20 protein-coding genes are annotated in these 18,061 nt (G+C 41.3%); 12 read left to right on the top strand and 8 right to left on the bottom strand.

Going from position 1 to position 18,061, the window contains the following annotated elements; translation table 11 throughout:
- The first annotated feature begins 63 nt into the window (after positions 1-63).
- The 11 genes from PAUR_RS02120 to PAUR_RS02075 all read left to right on the top strand — a co-directional run bounded on the left by PAUR_RS02120 (position 64) and on the right by PAUR_RS02075 (position 8,486).
- Positions 64-1,251 carry a hypothetical protein gene (locus PAUR_RS02120; RefSeq protein ID WP_192506179.1) on the top strand — a complete coding sequence of 396 codons (1,188 nt, stop codon included), beginning with the start codon at positions 64-66 and terminating at the stop codon, positions 1,249-1,251.
- Position 1,252: 1 nt separating this feature from the next.
- On the top strand, positions 1,253-2,305 hold the full coding sequence (locus PAUR_RS02115) for a sensor histidine kinase (RefSeq protein ID WP_192506178.1): 1,053 nt from the start codon (positions 1,253-1,255) through the stop codon (positions 2,303-2,305).
- A complete protein-coding gene (locus tag PAUR_RS02110; RefSeq protein ID WP_192506177.1) occupies positions 2,289-3,077 on the top strand; it encodes a LytR/AlgR family response regulator transcription factor in 789 nt (262 codons plus the stop codon). The genes PAUR_RS02115 and PAUR_RS02110 overlap by 17 nt, the downstream gene beginning before the upstream one ends.
- 475 nt (positions 3,078-3,552) lie before the next feature.
- Positions 3,553-4,149 (top strand): hypothetical protein, encoded by a 597-nt coding sequence (locus PAUR_RS02105; RefSeq protein ID WP_192506176.1) that lies wholly within the window; start codon positions 3,553-3,555, stop codon positions 4,147-4,149.
- A gap of 1 nt (position 4,150) precedes the next feature.
- Positions 4,151-4,846: an ABC transporter ATP-binding protein gene (locus tag PAUR_RS02100; protein WP_192506175.1), complete on the top strand. Its 696-nt coding sequence runs from the start codon at positions 4,151-4,153 to the stop codon at positions 4,844-4,846.
- The gene (locus tag PAUR_RS02095; RefSeq protein ID WP_192506174.1) at positions 4,846-6,060 is read left to right on the top strand and encodes an ABC transporter permease; all 1,215 of its coding nucleotides are present in this window, start codon (positions 4,846-4,848) and stop codon (positions 6,058-6,060) included. The genes PAUR_RS02100 and PAUR_RS02095 overlap by 1 nt, the downstream gene beginning before the upstream one ends.
- Positions 6,053-6,808, top strand: a complete 756-nt coding sequence (locus PAUR_RS02090; protein WP_192506173.1) for an outer membrane lipoprotein-sorting protein — start codon at positions 6,053-6,055, stop codon at positions 6,806-6,808. Before PAUR_RS02095 ends, PAUR_RS02090 begins: the two co-directional genes overlap by 8 nt.
- An 11-nt stretch (positions 6,809-6,819) precedes the next feature.
- Positions 6,820-6,963 carry a hypothetical protein gene (locus PAUR_RS02085; protein WP_192506172.1) on the top strand — a complete coding sequence of 48 codons (144 nt, stop codon included), beginning with the start codon at positions 6,820-6,822 and terminating at the stop codon, positions 6,961-6,963.
- A gap of 15 nt (positions 6,964-6,978) precedes the next feature.
- Positions 6,979-7,257 (top strand): 4'-phosphopantetheinyl transferase family protein, encoded by a 279-nt coding sequence (locus PAUR_RS23955; protein ID WP_404821664.1) that lies wholly within the window; start codon positions 6,979-6,981, stop codon positions 7,255-7,257.
- A complete protein-coding gene (locus PAUR_RS02080; protein WP_192506171.1) occupies positions 7,254-7,511 on the top strand; it encodes an IS3 family transposase in 258 nt (85 codons plus the stop codon). The genes PAUR_RS23955 and PAUR_RS02080 overlap by 4 nt, the downstream gene beginning before the upstream one ends.
- A 135-nt stretch (positions 7,512-7,646) precedes the next feature.
- Positions 7,647-8,486, top strand: coding sequence for a glycosyltransferase family 8 protein (locus PAUR_RS02075; RefSeq protein WP_192506170.1), 840 nt, complete (start codon positions 7,647-7,649; stop codon positions 8,484-8,486).
- Here PAUR_RS02075 and PAUR_RS02070 read toward each other — a convergent pair.
- Together PAUR_RS02070 and PAUR_RS02065 are read right to left on the bottom strand one after the other, a co-directional pair.
- The gene (locus tag PAUR_RS02070; protein WP_192506169.1) at positions 8,461-9,615 is read right to left on the bottom strand and encodes an MBL fold metallo-hydrolase; all 1,155 of its coding nucleotides are present in this window, start codon (positions 9,613-9,615) and stop codon (positions 8,461-8,463) included. The genes PAUR_RS02075 and PAUR_RS02070 overlap by 26 nt on opposite strands.
- Before the next feature lie 62 nt (positions 9,616-9,677).
- On the bottom strand, positions 9,678-10,550 hold the full coding sequence (locus PAUR_RS02065; RefSeq protein WP_192506168.1) for a dTDP-4-dehydrorhamnose reductase family protein: 873 nt from the start codon (positions 10,548-10,550) through the stop codon (positions 9,678-9,680).
- Between the two features lie 84 nt (positions 10,551-10,634).
- Here PAUR_RS02065 and PAUR_RS02060 point away from each other — a divergent pair, with 84 nt between their 5' ends.
- On the top strand, positions 10,635-11,939 hold the full coding sequence (locus PAUR_RS02060) for a hypothetical protein (protein ID WP_192506167.1): 1,305 nt from the start codon (positions 10,635-10,637) through the stop codon (positions 11,937-11,939).
- Positions 11,940-11,980: 41 nt separating this feature from the next.
- Here PAUR_RS02060 and PAUR_RS02055 read toward each other — a convergent pair whose 3' ends face one another.
- From PAUR_RS02055 to lysA, 6 genes are all read right to left on the bottom strand, one after another.
- Complete coding sequence (locus PAUR_RS02055; protein ID WP_192506166.1) at positions 11,981-13,462, bottom strand: peptide MFS transporter; 1,482 nt, start codon at positions 13,460-13,462, stop codon at positions 11,981-11,983.
- 85 nt (positions 13,463-13,547) lie between these two features.
- Positions 13,548-14,267 carry an HAD-IA family hydrolase gene (locus tag PAUR_RS02050; RefSeq protein ID WP_192506165.1) on the bottom strand — a complete coding sequence of 240 codons (720 nt, stop codon included), beginning with the start codon at positions 14,265-14,267 and terminating at the stop codon, positions 13,548-13,550.
- A gap of 48 nt (positions 14,268-14,315) precedes the next feature.
- Positions 14,316-15,251: a site-specific tyrosine recombinase/integron integrase gene (gene xerA / locus PAUR_RS02045; RefSeq protein WP_192506164.1), complete on the bottom strand. Its 936-nt coding sequence runs from the start codon at positions 15,249-15,251 to the stop codon at positions 14,316-14,318.
- Between the two features lie 4 nt (positions 15,252-15,255).
- Positions 15,256-15,891 carry a DUF484 family protein gene (locus PAUR_RS02040; protein WP_192506163.1) on the bottom strand — a complete coding sequence of 212 codons (636 nt, stop codon included), beginning with the start codon at positions 15,889-15,891 and terminating at the stop codon, positions 15,256-15,258.
- A gap of 20 nt (positions 15,892-15,911) precedes the next feature.
- Positions 15,912-16,742, bottom strand: a complete 831-nt coding sequence (dapF, locus tag PAUR_RS02035; protein ID WP_192506162.1) for a diaminopimelate epimerase — start codon at positions 16,740-16,742, stop codon at positions 15,912-15,914.
- Positions 16,743-16,806: 64 nt separating this feature from the next.
- A complete protein-coding gene (gene lysA / locus PAUR_RS02030; RefSeq protein ID WP_192506161.1) occupies positions 16,807-18,060 on the bottom strand; it encodes a diaminopimelate decarboxylase in 1,254 nt (417 codons plus the stop codon).
- Position 18,061: the final 1 nt, after the last annotated feature.

The raw sequence follows: 18,061 nt of genomic DNA, 5'->3' as shown, positions 1-18,061 counted from the left end.
TTATCACCTTCTTAACATCAACCAAGATGAGTTCGGTAGACTGAAATGAGATGGAGGATTGTAATGCAAAAATTATTTAATACTAAAGTGGTGGTGTGCTTGTTATGTTGTCTTTGTTTTCAAGCAAATGCAGCTTTAACAACCGATATAAAATATCGAATGAATATTCAGGACCTGACTGCAACGGATCAGGGTATTTTTGTGGCAAGTAATACAACGTCATTATTCTCAGCGCTTGATATAAGCACCGAATATGAAGGACTACGTGTCGCAGCAACGGCAAGTTGGCTTAAAGTTGGAGGGAAAAGCGACACCGATGTGCAAGTATCAGAAGCTTTTTACGACTTTACTATTGGGAATTGGTTCATGTCTGCGGGTAAGAAAAAAGTAGACTGGGATGTTGGATACGGATTTCGACCGCTAGATATGTTTTCACCGACTGATTCCTTGGCCATTTATACAGCAATCCCACCAGGGGCGATTATGGTCACGGGAGATTACTTTTTAGATTCTGGAAATGTCACACTGATCTGTAATGAGAGTAGTCCTGATTATCTAGAGCGCGGTGTAAAAGTGAGCAAAAGTACTGGGTGTGGGGGCCGATATTATGGCTATTTTGAGGGTTTTGAAGCACAAGTTTTAGGACACTATGATGAAGACTTAGGTATGCGGGTTGGTGGCAGTGCACTTACGGTCATTGGAGAAAACCTTGAGTTACATGGTTCATTATTGTGGCAAGAAAATTATAGAACGCCCGCTTTGTACAATATCCATATTGGTCAGAATGATCGGATTTCAGGCATTAATACTCAATGGAAAAATAATAGTATTCAAGCATTGCTTGGCATGAACTATAGTTTTCAATCGGGTATTACCGTGATTGCGGAATACTGGCATGATGGGCGGGCACCCAGTGATAGCCAGTGGCGTGATGTAATAAACCTATCACAGTCAACACCAGATCAACATCAGTTGCAGATGTTGCGATCTCATTTTGCGACTCAGAGTTTATTTCAAGATAATGCAATGGTGCATATACGAACCTCCAGCACTCAGTGGTCACCCTCACTTACATTACTCACAAACCCTAATGATAACAGTGTGTTAATTGATGGTGAGTTGTGTTATGGTGGTGTGACTGCCAGTCAATTGTGTATGGGAATAAGGCAGTATACGGGCGGTGCAGAAACAATTTATGAACAATTGAGCTATGAGCGAACGTGGTATTTTACGATGGAAATCAATTTATAAAATGCAATCAACAACACCGCAAACTGACTTTGAAAAAAATGGATTCAAGAATCTAAAGTTAGCCATAATTTGTGTGGTACTTGGACTGTCAATTTATGCAATTGGCTGGGCCAAGTATGCAATTATATCTGTTTTAATATCACTAGGAGTCGGATTTACTATTCGCTTTTCGCGTTATTGGCTCGGTACGCATTATCCAAATATGGGGTTAGCCTTACAGTATCTCTTTGCTGTGATATTGTCATTTCTGGTGTGGGGTCTAACACCGCTACTTCTTAAAGTTGTAAAAAGTTCAGGAGGTTATGTTGATGACTTACAACAGTATTTAGGTATTTTTCTAGTTGGTGGATTTATCATGGTGGTAGTAAGTTTTATTTATTATCGCAGCGAACAAACCTTACTGCTAAAACGTTCTTTATATCGAATTGAATTAGAGCAAGCCCAAAAAGATAAGCTGCTATTAGAAACTCAATTACGGCTTTTACAATCCCAGATTGAGCCGCACTTTTTATTTAATACATTGGCGAATATTCAGGCATTAATTGCTGTTGATGCTAAGCAAGCAAGCAAAATGTTGCTGGCTTTAACTGCATTGTTAAGACAAAGCTTAGATAGAACAAGAACAGAGTGGTTAACGATTGGTCACGAACTTAGATTTAACAAGGCTTATTTAGCAATACAAAAAATAAGACTCGGCGATCGCCTCAACGTTGAATATGATGTCACCGATAAAATTACCGACAATATTCTTTTTCCACCTATGTTGCTGCAACCACTTATCGAAAATGCGGTAATACATGGGATTGAGCAAATAAAAACAGGGGGCACGTTAAAGCTCTCGGTGACGCGAGATCAACATATGATGATTGTTACTTTGAGTAACCATTGTAATGAGGTTGGCAGCAAGCGAACAGGTACTCAAGTTGGATTGACAAATGTACGAGACCGACTTGAGCAATTATATGGAGATAAGGCTCAGCTTAACTATGATGCGAGTCAAGCTGGCTTTGTAACGGTTACTTTAGAGGTCCCGATTGATGTCTCAACACACTAAAGTTGTTATCGCAGATGATGAACCTTTACTAAAAGCACATTTAAAGTTGATGCTGGAAACTGTGTGGCCAGATGTTGATATTGTCGGGCAAGCGTCGGATGGGGAAGAAGCGCTCGCTTTTATCGATGAGTTTTCACCTGATGTGGTGTTTTTAGATATTAATATGCCAACTATCAATGGGCTGGAGGTTTCTAAGACATTGTGTGATTATGATGATCCGCCCTATGTGGTATTCGTGACAGCGTATGATGAATATGCCGTAGATGCTTTTGAGAATCAGGCAATAGATTATTTACTCAAACCGATAGAAGAAGAACGATTAGAAAAAACGGTTGCCAGAGTGCAGAAGATGCTTTGCAGTCAATCTTCGTCACCGAGTCAAAAATTGCAATTGAGTGAACTATTCGAAGAATTGGTAGAAGCGACTAAGCCAGCGCCAAAGAACGAACATTTAAAATGGATTAAAGTAAGTAAAAACAATGAATTACAACTTATTGATGTGGATGGTGTTGATTATTTTATCGCGGATAATAAATACACGGAAGTCAGTGTGGAGGAGGAAAAGTTTTTGATAAAAACCTCTATTTTAGCATTAGAGAATGAGCTAAACCCTGATGTTTTTTGGCGAGTCCATCGTAACTGTATTGTTAAAGTAGATAGCATTCAACGCGTTGTTAAGGACGAGTTAGGCCATGTTTATATCGACCTTAAAAATACTTCTGAGCAGCTGTTAGTAAGTAGGAAATATCAAAGTTTATTCAAGCAAATGTAATTGAAAATGTGTTTTTCCTTTGGCTACCTAAATACAAAAAGTAGTCAGTCAGTGTAGTCTAAATACCAGATGTATTCTCTAATTATATGGGATTGTGTTGTACGTATTTAGGTGATCTCCCAGCCTTCCCAATATCAATAGCTTAAATCAGAAAGCCTGACAATGTGATGACCGATGATATGCCAGCCGGTTTTTTTACTGCCTTCTGGTTTGCGTTGTATGTCGGATAATCGCAAATAAATCATGTATGGAAAAAGGGGCGTTGAACATTGAATGCGTTAATCAATCCCGTATCTCAGCTTAATTTCCTCTTCTAATATCTATCTTGTCATACCTCTGGTGTTATTGTTCTTACACTTTATCCTCGATATTTACCTTTTATCACTCATAAACTACCGACTGTCACCTCCTTACCCATAGTGTTGTTTCACGCCTTAATATGTATACATCAATATTATAACAACGGATGAATCATATGACTAAGCAATCAATAATCACATTACTTTTTTCGGGACTTTCACTGGTAGGCTCAGCGCCTACTTTTGCGTCATCAATACCTGCGGATGTATTGAGCGCATATCAGCAAGGACTGTCAGGAGATCAAGAGAAGAACCAGGCAGCATTCAATGCTTTGACAAAGATTAATGAAGCGTCACCTAACCCTGTGGTATTGGCCTTATTAGGCAGTTCTGAAACAACGCAAGCGAGATATACCAATAAGCCGTGGCAGAAAATGAAATTTGCAGAAAAAGGCATTGCTAAGTTGAGTAAAGCGATTAAGCAAGCAAAAGATTTACCTTACCTTCAGCATGCAAGAGTGAACGTAACAGCTGGTTGTACTTTTTCTCAATTACCAAAAATGATGAATCGGGCTGAACATGGACGTTACCTGCTCAACCAAGTCATGGAGCAAAAATCGCAATTTGGCAGCTTAGAGCCTACTTTACAAGCGTCAGCTTACCGCTGTGCTTCGATTGCCGCTAAAAAGTTGGACGATGCAAAAGGGGCTGAACAATTTATGGCATTGGCTCAAAGTGTCGTAGGTCAATCAACAGCAGGTATAAAGGATTAACATGCTTAGTTTTAACAATATAAAAAAATCTTATACAACGGGGGATGTGACCGTTGCTGCTTTAAAAGGTGTGTCGGCAAATATTCGCAAGGGTGAAACTGTGGCGCTGTGTGGGCCTTCGGGCAGCGGAAAGTCAACATTGTTGAATATTTGTGGTCTACTCGATGATCAATATGAAGGAGACATCTGGTTAAACAATTCTCCCATTCCAAAGAATAAAAATGACTTAACCCAAATTCGCCGTGAAAAATTAGGTTTTATCTTTCAAAGATATAACTTAATCCCTGTGATGTCGGTGCTTGAAAATATTGAATATCCATTACTCATGCTAGATATGAATAAGCGTCAACGTATGGATCAGGTAATTGAAATTGCGCATAAGGTTGGCTTAAAAGATCATATTTCGAAACGGCCAGATCAGCTCTCTGGGGGTCAGCAACAACGAGTTGCCATCGCGAGGGCTTTGGTCAAACGACCTGAAATCGTTATTGCGGATGAACCAACAGCAAACTTAGATACGTCGACAGCAAATATGGTGATTGATCTTATGAGAGATTTAGGTAATGACATGGGGAGTACATTTATTGTTGCCACACATGATCATCGTATGACAGATCGTTGTCATCGAGTATTGGATCTTGCCGATGGCATGCTGCAAGAAGTGCAACCTCAATTAGATACAAGGAAGGCAAGCTAATGCGTTGGATTATTTTTGCATTTTTAAATGTGCTCAGAAATGGGCGACGCTCGCTCTTTACCATACTTGTTTCAGCGGTTGCGGTTGCAGCAATCTTAACGACCAGCGGATTTGCATTGTTCACGTATGAGTCTCTCGCCGAGAAAGCAGCGAGGGATGAAGGTAACTTCATTATTACACATGCCAAATTCTTTGAAGAAGAGGAAGATACGCCACTAGAGTATGGGTTGTCTGATACGCAAGTGCTGCGCAGCCAATTGGCTGAAGATGAAGAAATTAAAAGTATTTTACCAAGAATCAACTTTAATGGACTTATTTCCAATGGTGAAAAGAGCTCAATATTCATTGGCTTAGGTGTAGAACCTGAAGAGTTTATGGTAAAAGGCCCATTCTTGAGCATGCTCTCGGGGCAAGCATTATCTGATTTTGGAGATGAGAATCAAGCGCAAATTGTGTTAGGAAAGGATTTGGCTCGAAGCTTAAAAGTAAAGGTTGGAGACTATGTGACACTTATGTCAACCACCACCGATGGGGCGCTTAACGCACTTGATTTTGTGGTTCGTGGTATTTATACCACAGGTGTGCCTGACTTGGATAAACGACAGTTATACGTCAAGTTATCTGATGCGCAATCACTACTATATACCAATAAAGTGAGTTCACTGTCGGTGTATCTTTTTGACCTCAACGCAACGCAACGAAAAGTGGCACAGTATCAATCTCGTGACCAGTCACTACTATTTGTACCTTGGTGGGAAAAGGCATTTTATTATCAGTCAGTTAAGGCTTTATATAACCGTATATTCGGATTGTTAGGCGGTATTATGGTGTTATTAGTTTTCTTTTCAATATCCAATACTATGGCAATGACCGTTACAGAAAGAACACGAGAAATAGGGACTGTTGCAGCAATGGGGTCTTATCAATGGGAGATCATTCGTAATTTTATTCTGGAATCGAGCATTATAGGCTTTTTGGGCGCGGCCATAGGTATCGTTATTTCAATCATTGTGTCATGGGGCTTGGTATATCTAGGTCTAGAAATGCCACCACCGCCAGGCAGTAATCAAGGCTATCCATTAACGATAACTTTTTCGTGGGAAATAGCACTTTCGGTGATGAGCGTGATGGTGGTTGTATGTGTACTAGCGGCATTCAGGGCTGCATATAAGGGAAGTTCAAAATCAATTACGGAGGCGCTTAGCCATGTATAAAAAGATGATTAATAATATGCTATCGATATGTTTGGTGAGCAGCTGCTCATGGGGTGCGATAGCTCAGGTTGATGTAAATCCTTTACAGGTACTTAAAGCGGTCGATGCCTATAGGAGCGAATCTAACACCGTCAAAGTTTCGGCGACGGTTCGTGCTTATAAGCAAGATGAGTTGCGAAATTCAAAGCAATATGACGTTTATTCAACTTCAGCAAAGCGCTCACTGGTTGTGTTTAAGTCTGATTCTGAAAAAGGCCAAAAAGTACTGATGAAAGGCAGTGATTATTGGATGTTCATGCCTAAAAGCCGTCGCCCGATCCGGATAACACCAATGCAAAAGTTGTTAGGGGAAGCATCCCTTGGCGATATTGCTACGCTCAGCTGGAGTGAAGATTATACCGTCAAGCAAACAACGGATATAGGCTCATTGTGGCAGTTTGAGCTTCATGCCATATCGCCTAAGCTCAGCTATCAAAAAATTATACTTAATGTACGCAAAGATAATTACTTTCCTGAAGAGGCTGAATTGTATTTACGTTCAGGCATGCATGCCAAGACGGCTCAATTTCAGCAAGGTGAACGTAATGGCAAACAGAAGGTGACGGCAATGGCGTTACACGATGAAATGCGCAAAGGGCATAAAACAGTGATTGAATATGATTTAATCGAACCGATTTCTGTACCAGATAGGTTGTTTAATCCTCAAATCTTGATACGAAGTGACTTGGATCGCCTACTAACTGAGTAAGGAGGTAGTAAATGTTATTAAGCCTAGATGAAAATCAAATAGATATTTGGCAAACCTCAGTGAGCTTATTTCAGGAAAATCATGCCATCGGTGAGCTAGAGGCGATGTTAACGGAGTCAGATTTAGAAGCGATTGCATTAATAAGAAGGCCGTAGGAGAAGTTAGTCAAAATTGTATCTCGCGCATTCTTAAGATCAGTACTTGCGAAGTACACAGGGTTAGCGCCACAAGCGATTCAATTTGAGCGGGGTTTGCATGGGAAGCCGCAGTTGGTCAATGAAGGTTTATCACTGGAGTTTAATCTTTCTCATAGCGATAACGTGTTAGCGTGCGCGTTAAGTAAAAAGAACCCAATTGGGGTCGATGTTGAGCGAATCAGGTTTAAGCGAAATTTAATACGCCTTGGTCACACTGTCTTTTCAGAGGATGAAAAGATCTCGCATTTATGAAAGAGTATAAACTCGTGCCATCAATGAGTCGCGCAGGGAATTGTCATGATAATGCGGTTGTGGAAAGTTTTTTTGCGACGATTAAAAAGCGAATAATTAAGCGTAAGATATACTCGACACGCGAAGATGCGAAAGCTGAGATATTCAATTTTATAGAAATGTTTTACAATCCAAAAAAGCGCCATTCACATACAGGCGGTGTTTCACCTGCTAAGTTTGAAGAAGCGTATTATTCTGAATTAAAAACTGTCTAGTGAAAGCTGGGAAGTCCAGTAGCGATACTAATGAGTTGTAATTATATTATGAGAATTGTTTAAAATTGTAATGTAGGGTTGCGTGGAGTCCTGATGTGCTGAATCATAGAGCGATACAATGGAATAGGATTTCTCGTGAAAAAAGCCATATTTACTTTAGCGATAGGTGATAACCCAATGTATCGGGCTGCGATTGCTAGCTTCCGCTATTATGCCGATAAGGTCGGCGCAGATTTAATTATTTCAGATCAACTTCATTTCCCAATCTCTATTGAGAAGCCAAAATATAATGCCAGTCCTGCTTGGACAGAAAAGCTGCGTATTGGTGACCTGCTTCGTGAATATGATCGTGTTCTTTATGTAGATGCAGATGTATTAATTACGCCTAATGCACGGAATGTGTTTGAGCTATACACAGATCGAGAAACAACTTATTGGTTTGATGAAGGGGTGGTACAAGATCGAGATAACGATATTGCGTTGGTCTGTGATGCGTTAGGTGATGTTTGTTGGCCTAAAAATAATGAACGGTTTGTTTATTATAATGCTGGCATTATTCTTACTTCAAAAGAGAGCGGTTTGTTTGAAAAAACAAAGTTAGATGACTTACAGCGTATCTGTAATGAGATAACTCACTATGATCAAAGCTATTTTAATTATCTATTACATAGGCACTCAATAAAGCATGCGTCGTTGGACAAAGCATTTAACCGTATGGATATGTTTGGATCTGATGATTATTTAGAGGCTGACTTTATACATTATGCAGGGAAAGGGTATGCTAAAAATAGCCGTCGACGAGATGTACAGTTTTTGAAAGATTTTGGCAATTTATATCATAACCTTTTGCCCGTGGAGCAAGTTACTAATTTGAAAATACGGGCATGGCAGGACTATTTGGCGGTTGTTTATAAGAAGTACCCTTTACCAAATAGCGTAATAAAAATGTTCAGTCAGCGATTTGTTCCACATTAGTTTTTACATTGGGAGGGGGGAGCAGATCGGTATAGCGGATGCTCTCACCTATTTGCATTATTTTTAGGTGCATGTTGGGGTTAATGTCTTTAAACGCTTTCTTTAAACGCCTTAATGGTTCGTTAACGTGCTCATAGCCTAAAAGCCAAGTACCGTAACCCCACGGAATAAAGACTTTACAAGCAAGGTCTTGCGCAGCTTTGACAGCATCTTCGGGTGCCAAGTGAATACTACGATAATTGTGGTCATATGCCACTATGGGCATTAAGCAAACATCAAAGCCGTTAAATTGGGCTTTTATATCTTTATAAATTTGACTGTAACCCGTATCGCCGGCAAAAAAGACAGTATGCTCACCGTCATCAAATAACCAGGATCCCCACAGTGTTTTATTCCAATCGGTTAAACCTCGTCGAGAAAAATGGTGGGCAGGTAAAAAATGAATATCCGTGTTACCGACTGACGTTTGTGTGTACCAGTCCATCTCTGTAATAGGGCCTTGCTTGTAATCGACATTGTCTGTGACGGCTAACGGAAGAAGTAGCTGTGTATCTGTGGCCAACTGGTTTAACGTTTGTTCACTTAAGTGATCATAATGATTATGAGAAATGACGACACCATCTACAAATTGCAACTGAGCTGTTTTTATCGGTGCCGGTCCCTGCCTTGCCATATCATCGTTGATACGCCGTGCTAACCAGCCGACAAAACCGTCAAATTCACCAAAAACAGGGTCGGTTAAAAAGGCGTCGGTATGGCGTTGTTGCACGAGAAAGCTTGCATGGCCTAACCAGGTTAATGTTTGACGCGCAGTTTCATCGATACGTGGTGTTGGGTATACCAGATCCTGATAATTGAAGCCGGTATCTTTACGTAAGCCGGTGAATGACCCGATATTAATAAAATTAGGTTCTACTTTTTCAATTTCATGGCGTTCAAGAAACTCAATGTTGTCATAAGGATGGTGGGGGCCATGCCCATTAAATGGACTTGGATATTGATTGCTAAACTTTCCGAGACTATTTTTATTAAAATTAGGATTATCAATCGTTTTAATTGGTAGAGTTTGGCATGCAGTTAAACCAGCAACAAATGTGCTGATGGCAACGTATTTTAATCGTGCGAGCATGATACTCCTGTGTCGTATAGTGGCGCTTATCGAGCCACTATACTGTATTTCGATACGCACGTTCAACGATTGCTGTTAAGTACCTGTGCGATGGCTTTGTTGAAATCTCTTTGATGTTGGATATTGAGCTTACTAAGTCGAGTATCTTTAAGGGCGCAGTTATAGGGCCTTTGTGCCGTGTGCTCAGGTTTAGACTGAGGCTCAAGTAGCGTTTTCGGGTAGCCTAGAACATCAGCAATGATACACGCCATCTCATATTTACTGAGGGCTTGATGATTGGAAATGTGAAAAATACCGCCCAGATGCTGAGGGTGTTTGAGTAAATCTCTAATGGTACAAGCAATATCCTCTACATGGGTTGGGTAGCGAATTGCCCAATTATCGTGTTTTGAGTGTTTGAGTGGATTGACTTGTTCGGCGATAACGGTGACCGCTGACTCAGCTAAATGTGTTACATCACCATACAAAACAGGCACACGAATAATCGTATGTTGGCCGCAAGTTGCGAGTACAGCTTGTTCGGCACGCTGCTTGCTTTGTCCATAAAAATTAAGAGGGTTTGTTTTGGAAAACTCGTCGTAAGGTGCATTGTCACCATCGAACACATAGTCTGTGCTAATAAATAATAGGCGTATATTTCTTTTTTTACATTGCTGTGCGAGAAATTCAGTGACTTTGACATTGAGCGCTAGAGCTTGTTCTGGCGCCTGCTCACAAATATCAGGCCTGCGCTCGGCGGCAGCATGAATGAGCGCATCTGGTTGATGTTCATCAAGAAACGCAGTTATTGCTGCTTCATCGTTTAAATCGAGTTTGTGAATATTACCGCTAGCGCGGTTAAAGCCAATACCTTGAGTATTAAAAGAAGCCCCTAAAATGGTCATTAATGAACGACCCATTAAGCCAGTTGCACCTGTTATTGCTACTTTATCCATATACAGCCTCTTAAAATTGAGATTTACGGTATATTATCAGTAAAGGACTCACTAGATAATAACTATAATGAAAGGATTTTGTTTATGATAATAAAAAAACTACCAGTGGCTCTGTGCGTCGGTATGAGTGCTTTATCCACTGTAACAATTGCCCATGATATCTACCCAAAAGGAAGTGAATGCGAAGTGACATTTAGCGCAAAAACTATATCACTTTCAGCGATGTATTTCACAAAAAAGAAAGAAACCGAATTCGAGCAGATTGCGCATGTAAAGCAACGGTTATTTGAAAAAGCAACAAAGGCATTAGCACAATATAATACATCAATGATGATTAAGTCGATGAGGTTTAAAAGTCATAGTGAAGATGCGCTTGTTGCCAAAGCTGAGTTTCTTCCAGTGACCTCTTGTGCGAAGGATATTCCTCGAGTAAACACAACCTCTTTAGATTTGTTTAGCAATAATGTTATGCATTTAAAGCAGAAAGTAAATCTTGGATATGCAATTTCAGTGAATAAGGAACTGATCAAAACGGCACCATTGAAATTAGAATCAAACTTGATTTCAGATAATGCGATATTTGGTATTAAGTTAGGTGAATCGATGCAGTCCGTTGAAAAAGATTTAGGGCGCTTTAGTCTGCTTTGGCCGCTATCTGATGGCGCATATATTGCGTTCATTGGTCGAGACAATGCGTTGTTTTTTTCGGATCACAAATTCGTGGGCTATCAATACAATGAATCTTTACTGCCCATTGCTTTGCGTAATCATTTGGAATTCTCTAATGAGGGGATTCGGGTATACGATCCGACGACGGGAGATGCCTTCTCAAGTGGGGAAGAACTAACCACTGCACGCGTTAAAGCCTTGAAAGGCGAGTATAAAAATGTGCAAATAGTTAAAGTAAAGACATCAGATGAAGCTGTCGTCGATAAATTGGTCGGCTTGAGTGTTGGAGATACCTCTTTACTCACGGGGAAGTTTGATACTTTACCTTGTCCAGACGCAGCGGCACTCTTGCAGAGAGCCCCTGACTTAGATAAGTCGTTAGTCCAATTATTTGGGATGAGTGGCAAGCGTGCTTTGTTGACTGGGTGCCATCAAAAAATTGAGATGAACCACTATGGCACTGTGACATCAATTGAATTATTAGATCCTTTAACAAGTACGAATATGGAATTGAAAGGAGGCAGCCAGTTATTACAGAGTTTAAAACCATGGCAGTTTGGGACTGTGTCTCAAGGTGACTCTGTGAACCAATTACCCACAAATGAGTTGGGTGAAGCGAATTTCGATGTGATTGAATGGAGTAACAATCTCTGGGAGGGTCATTTTGTACTTGATAATGATACGGTTGTGGCGGGTACCCTGATACCCATAAAGCTTTAAACATAAAGGGCGAGGCATGCACCTCGCCTTTGATTTGAACTTTAAGAAGGGTGTGACTGCCCTTCCCACACGCGAGACTTAATGCTGACTAATGCAATGATGATCCCTACACCAATACAGAAGAGACTGATTTGTAAGTAAAGGTTTGGCATCTCTTGCACATTATTTGGATCAAAGTGCCCTGCAAGTAACCCAGAAATAATATTACCAATGGAGTAGGTGAGTACGAATACCCCCATCATTTGGCCTGCAAATCGCTTGGGTGATAGTTTACTGATTGCGCTAAGCGCGACCGGACTCAAGCATAACTCACCAACAGTATGAAGAAAATAAGTCGTGATTAACCAATATGGTGCCACTTTTAGGCCTTGAGCAGCATATTGTGACGCCATAAACATAACTAAAAATCCACTTGCCATGATCACAAGGCCAATTGCACATTTCAAGTTATATGAAGGGGAAATCATGCGTTTTGAGAGGTTTATCCATAGCGCTGCAAAGAACGGAGATAGAATAATAATAAATAACGCATTTGCAGATTGAAACCAGGCAGTGGGGATTGAAAATGTACCAATCATACGATCTGTATAATCACGCGCAAATAGGTTTAACGATGACCCGGCTTGTTCAAAACCAGACCAGAAGCAAGCGGAGGCAATGCAAACTAAAAGGAGAGCCCACATCTTCTTTTGTTCATCTTCATTCAGATCACCTTTGTAGTAAATAAGACCGAAGTAAATAAAAAAGACTAAGGTAAATACGACGGCAACATATTGCGCTACGATCACCGGATTTATGACAATGACACCAGAGTATGTCAAAGTCGTCACTACGGCTATACCGATCAGCACAAGCGTTATTACTGACCAAGCTTGCTTAGCTTGCTTTGGTTCGAGCGGGCTGGTGGGTTTTTCCCCCACACTTGCGATATTGCTGAGCGTTCGTTGATATTGAATTAAACCAATTGCCATACCGACTGCAGCCGCACCAAATGCATAATGCCACCCGACATGCTCCATAAAATAACCACACACGTAGTAGCCAATGACAGACCCTAAATTAATACCCATGTAATATATGGCATAGCCACTGTCTCTGCGTTCATCATCACTATGGTACAACTGACCAACCATGGCACTGATATTCGGTTTCAATAAGCCGGTACCCAGTGCGACAAAAATGAGGCCTATAAAAAAGGAATGTGTGGAGGGGACCGCTAAAATTATGTGGCCGATCATGATAATGAGGCCACCATACCATACCGTTTTTTGACCGCCGAGTAAGCGGTCTGCTATCCAACCTCCGGGCAACCCTAAAAAATAGACGGCGCCAGTGTATAGGCCATAGATGGCAGCGGCAGAAGCAACGGTGAAACCGAGGCCTTGTTCTTGAAGGCTAGCGGTCATAAATAAGACTAAGAGCGCACGCATACCATAGTAGCTCATGCGCTCCCACATCTCAGTAAAAAAGAGTGTAGAGAGGCCTTTTGGGTGACCGAAAAACCCCGTATCCTGTGATGACATAGGCTGAGTTCCATTATAATAATTGTAATTGTCTGGAACTATTAGTACGTTAAACACACAGTTAATGCAACTAAAGGCGTTATTTCTATTTAGAAGGTGATGTATTAACTAGTTGATATAAATCATTAATATTATGAATCTCGATATGAGGAAGGCCGAGGTATTTGTACTTAAACTGTTGGTTATTCAACCAGAGGCTATAACAGCCAGCCAAGTTGGCACCTTGTACATCACTGTCTAAGCTATCACCAATATGTAAAATCTCCGATTTTTTCACATTTAAAACGACGGCGGCTTTGTCAAATAGTTCACTATGGGGTTTTGCCGCGCCGTCAGGACCTGCTTTTAAGACGAGTTCAAATTCATTACGCAAATTAAACTTGTCAATTTCAACATTACCATTGGTGATTGCAATCAGGCGAAACTTCGTGCGCAATGCACCCAGTAAGTCGAGCACAGATTGCTGAACGGTGATGTTACTTCTGGCATCACTAAATGCTTGATAGGCACAAGATGCATAATGGTGAGCTTGCTCCTCGGTCAATGGTAGTTCTGACATGCCATATTGCAATGCAACCTTACGCCACCGTGTTACATCATTGACAAGGGAGGGAGTTTGTTTAACGGTTTGATTGCGGCAGTGTGACCAGTAATTAGGGCCTTGTTGAGACCATTGTGTTATTTGATTTAAATAGTCTAGCTGTGCTTGAACTGCTGCTTTGATGACCGGGTGGTTATTGTATAGCGTATCGTCTAGGTCAAAGCTGAGAACACTGATGCTATCTATAGCTTTATTAAATCGCATTGTTACTTATTTCGAATGAGGAGATGGTGTTATTATACTAAAAGTCTGTCATTTCGGATCGTTATTTTGTTTTTTCGATCTAGGGTGGGCTCTATCATAAACCTTAGCGAGATGCTGAAAATCAACATGGGTATATACTTGGGTGGCAGATAAGCTGGTATGGCCGAGCATTTCTTGCACAGCACGTAAATCACCACTAGATTCAAGTAAATGACTGGCAAATGAATGACGTAACTTATGGGGATGAACGGGTGTGCTGATCCCTTGTTTAATGCCCCATTCTTTCATTCTTTCTCTCACATGGCGAATAGATATGCGCTGTTTACGCTTGCTGACAAATACGGCGAGTTCCTCGTCATGCGCCATAATAGAACGCACAGTCAACCACGCTGTTAATGCATCGAGTGCTTTGGTGCCAACAGGGATCACACGTTCCTTATTGCCTTTACCTAAGACACGAATCTCACCTTCACGAATGTCGCCTATGTTGACATTGACCAATTCGCTGATACGTAAACCACTTGAATACATTAATTCCATCATTGCTTTATCTCGCAATGCTAATGCATCTTCGGCAACGATGTTCAGTAATTGACCCATTTGGTCAACATCAAGGTTTTTTGGTAATGGGCGCTGAAACTTGGGGCCTTTGATCCCATCACCTGGGTTGGCGATTGTTGCCTTTTGTATATGTTTTACTTTTAAAAACTTATACAGACTTCGAATACAGCTTAATTTAAGGTTTATTGTGCGAGGGTTATATTGTTTAGCGCGTAAATGCATGCTGTAGCGGCGAATTTGTTCGGGTAATACATGTAGCCAGCTGTTGCTGCTGCTTTGAAAGTACTGGGCAGCTTGGCGGAGCTGGGTGCTATATTGGGTTAATGTATGTGGAGAATATTGCCGTTCATGCTTTAGATATGCCATAAAATCGTTGATGGGTGAAAGCCAAGCTTGGCTAAGCACGGTATTGGTTGCCGGCATGTGACTAGGCCAAGTCACTCAAGCGCAGTTCAAGAGAGGCAATAAACTCCTTGATGAATAAGTTATCGTTGTCTGAATTGAAGTGTGTTACATCATCACTGGCGAAGGCTAAAATAGCCTCAGGGTGTTGAACACTACCAATTAAATACAACGCAACAGAGCGAGCTTGCAGCTGATTGTCTTTAAGCCAAATTAAGTTGTGTTCCTGTTGTGATAATCGACCAAGGTAACAATTTTGCCGCGTTAATCGAGTCTCGACAATGGCGTGTAATCGGTCTGTGTAGGGCAGTAATTCACACGCTATGACTTTGGGGTTCTGACATAAAGTATCAGCGAGCTGCGTCGCGAGGTCGGAAAAGCTATGGCATCGCCATAATTGTCGCTGACACTCACTAAATAGACGAAATACGCGTTCATTTTCAAGGGCGAGTCGAGCTGTTGTCGCAAGTTGGGTTTTTAGCTGAGTATTTTGCTCCCGTAACTTACGCTGTTGCTGTAGTGCGAGATTTGGTAGCCCTTGGCTTTGAGAATACAACTCCAGCTCGAGCAATACATATTGATGGTTGGTAAAAAAGTCTGGGTGACGTATCAAATAGTCACAAATTTTTTGTTCATCAATCGTGAATTGCTGCTTGCTCATATTATTGTCTCATAAGTGAATTATAACGCGGTTTGTCCATCAAATACGTGCTCGGCAGGTCCTGTCATTTTCACTGCGTGACCTTCACCTTGCCAGCGTATTTGTAAGCTACCACCTGGTAAGTCTACTCGTACGGAGTTGGCAAGCTTTTTTTGTGCAATGCCGACGACCACTGCTGCGCATGCACCACTGCCACAGGCTAAGGTTTCTTGTGCACCACGCTCCCACACTCTTAATTTAATATGCTCATCGTTGAGAATTTGCATAAAACCAACATTGGCTCGTTCAGGAAAGCGTTCATGATGTTCCAGTAAAGGTCCTAAAATGGATACGTCAGCAGTGTCAATATCATCCACTTCCAGTACACAGTGAGGATTACCCATTGATACAACACCACAAAATACAGTACGATCATCTGCGCGCATAATATAGGTTAGTTCTGGTTTTGTTGCTTTGAAAGGAATGCTACTTGGCGCAAAGTGCGGATTTCCCATATTGACCGTGACTTGGCCATCTTTCTCCATATATAAAGTGATATTACCGGATTTGGTAGAGACCGAGATTTTATGTTTATTAGTAAGACCTTTCATTCTAACAAAGCGCGCAAAGCAACGAGCGCCATTGCCACATTGCTCAACCTCAGAGCCATCTGAGTTAAAAATTCGATAGTGAAAGTCTAATTCTGGAGAGTAAGGCGCTTCAACCATGAGTAATTGGTCAAACCCGATCCCAAAGTGTCGGTTGGCGAGCTTTTTTATTTGATCACGAGACAAGAACACGTTTTGGGTGACATTATCGATCACCACAAAATCATTGCCTAAACCGTGCATTTTTGAAAAATTTACAAACATAATGTCTTAAAACTACTCCTGCTAAGGCACCTTGCCATGATTTTTTGTTATTACGATATATGAATTATGGTAGTAATTGCTCACCTTGCCACAATGATTGAAGTGTCTCTCTTTGCCTGATCACATAACATTTTTCGCCATCTACCATTAGTTCAGCAGCGCGGGGGCGCGAATTATAGTTAGAGCTCATTGTAAAACCGTATGCACCTGCACTTCGCTGGGCCAGTAAGTCACCGGCTTGAATGGCAAGTGGACGGTCTTTACCTAAGAAGTCACCTGTTTCACATACAGGGCCAACCACATCGTAATTATGTGTTGGTGTATCGTCGTTACGTGGTGAAACAGCAATAATATTTTGCCATGCTTGGTAAAGAGAAGGTCTCAGCATATCGTTCATGCCAGCATCAACAATGGCAAAATGCTTTTCTTGGCTTGGCTTTAAGTACTCTACTTGAGTGACTAGAATTCCGGCATTGGCGGCAATGGCACGCCCTGGTTCAAACACCAATTCTAGGTGCGGGTAGTTCGTCAGCTTTGCTTTTACTTCAGCCGCATACGCACTGGGATGCGGTGGTTTCTCACTGTCGTAGGGCACACCTAGTCCGCCACCAATATCTAGGTGATGTAAGTTAATCCCTGCGGATTTAAGGTGTTCAATCAACGCAAGAACTTTATCTAATGCAGCAAGAAATGGTTCCACTTCGGTCAACTGTGAACCAATATGAAAGTCGACACCGACCACATCTAGTGCAGGCAGTGCGTAGGCAAGTTGATAGACATCAAAGGCTTGTTTAATATCAATACCAAATTTATTTTCTTTTAAACCTGTTGATATATAAGGGTGCGTTTTAGCGTCGATATCTGGGTTAACTCGAATAGATACACGGGCCGTTTTATTTAATCCGTGTGCGACATGACTGATCCGTTTGAGCTCGGCAATAGACTCAACATTGAAGCACTTGATATTGTGTGCCAATGCAAACTCAATTTCAGCGGAGGTTTTAGCGACCCCAGAAAAAACCACTTTACTGGTATCGCCTCCGGCTTCTATGACTCTTGCCAATTCACCTTTTGATACAATATCAAAACCAGCGCCAAGTTTTGCCAGCACATTGAGGACGGCAATGTTCGAGTTCGCTTTTACCGCATAACAAACAAGGTGTGGATGCCCGTCAGCAGCATTGGTAAATGCATGGTAATGACGCTCAAAAGTTTTTCTAGAATAGATATAACAGGGTGTACCGTATTGCTGAGCAATATCCGTCACCGCGACTTCTTCAGCAAAAAGCTGTTGATCTTTATAATGGAAAAAGTCCATG

This window comes from Pseudoalteromonas aurantia 208 (genome assembly GCF_014858725.1).
GTDB lineage: Bacteria > Pseudomonadota > Gammaproteobacteria > Enterobacterales > Alteromonadaceae > Pseudoalteromonas > Pseudoalteromonas aurantia.
Note: the sequence above shows the minus strand (reverse complement) of the source record. Positions and strands in the feature narration are given on the sequence as shown.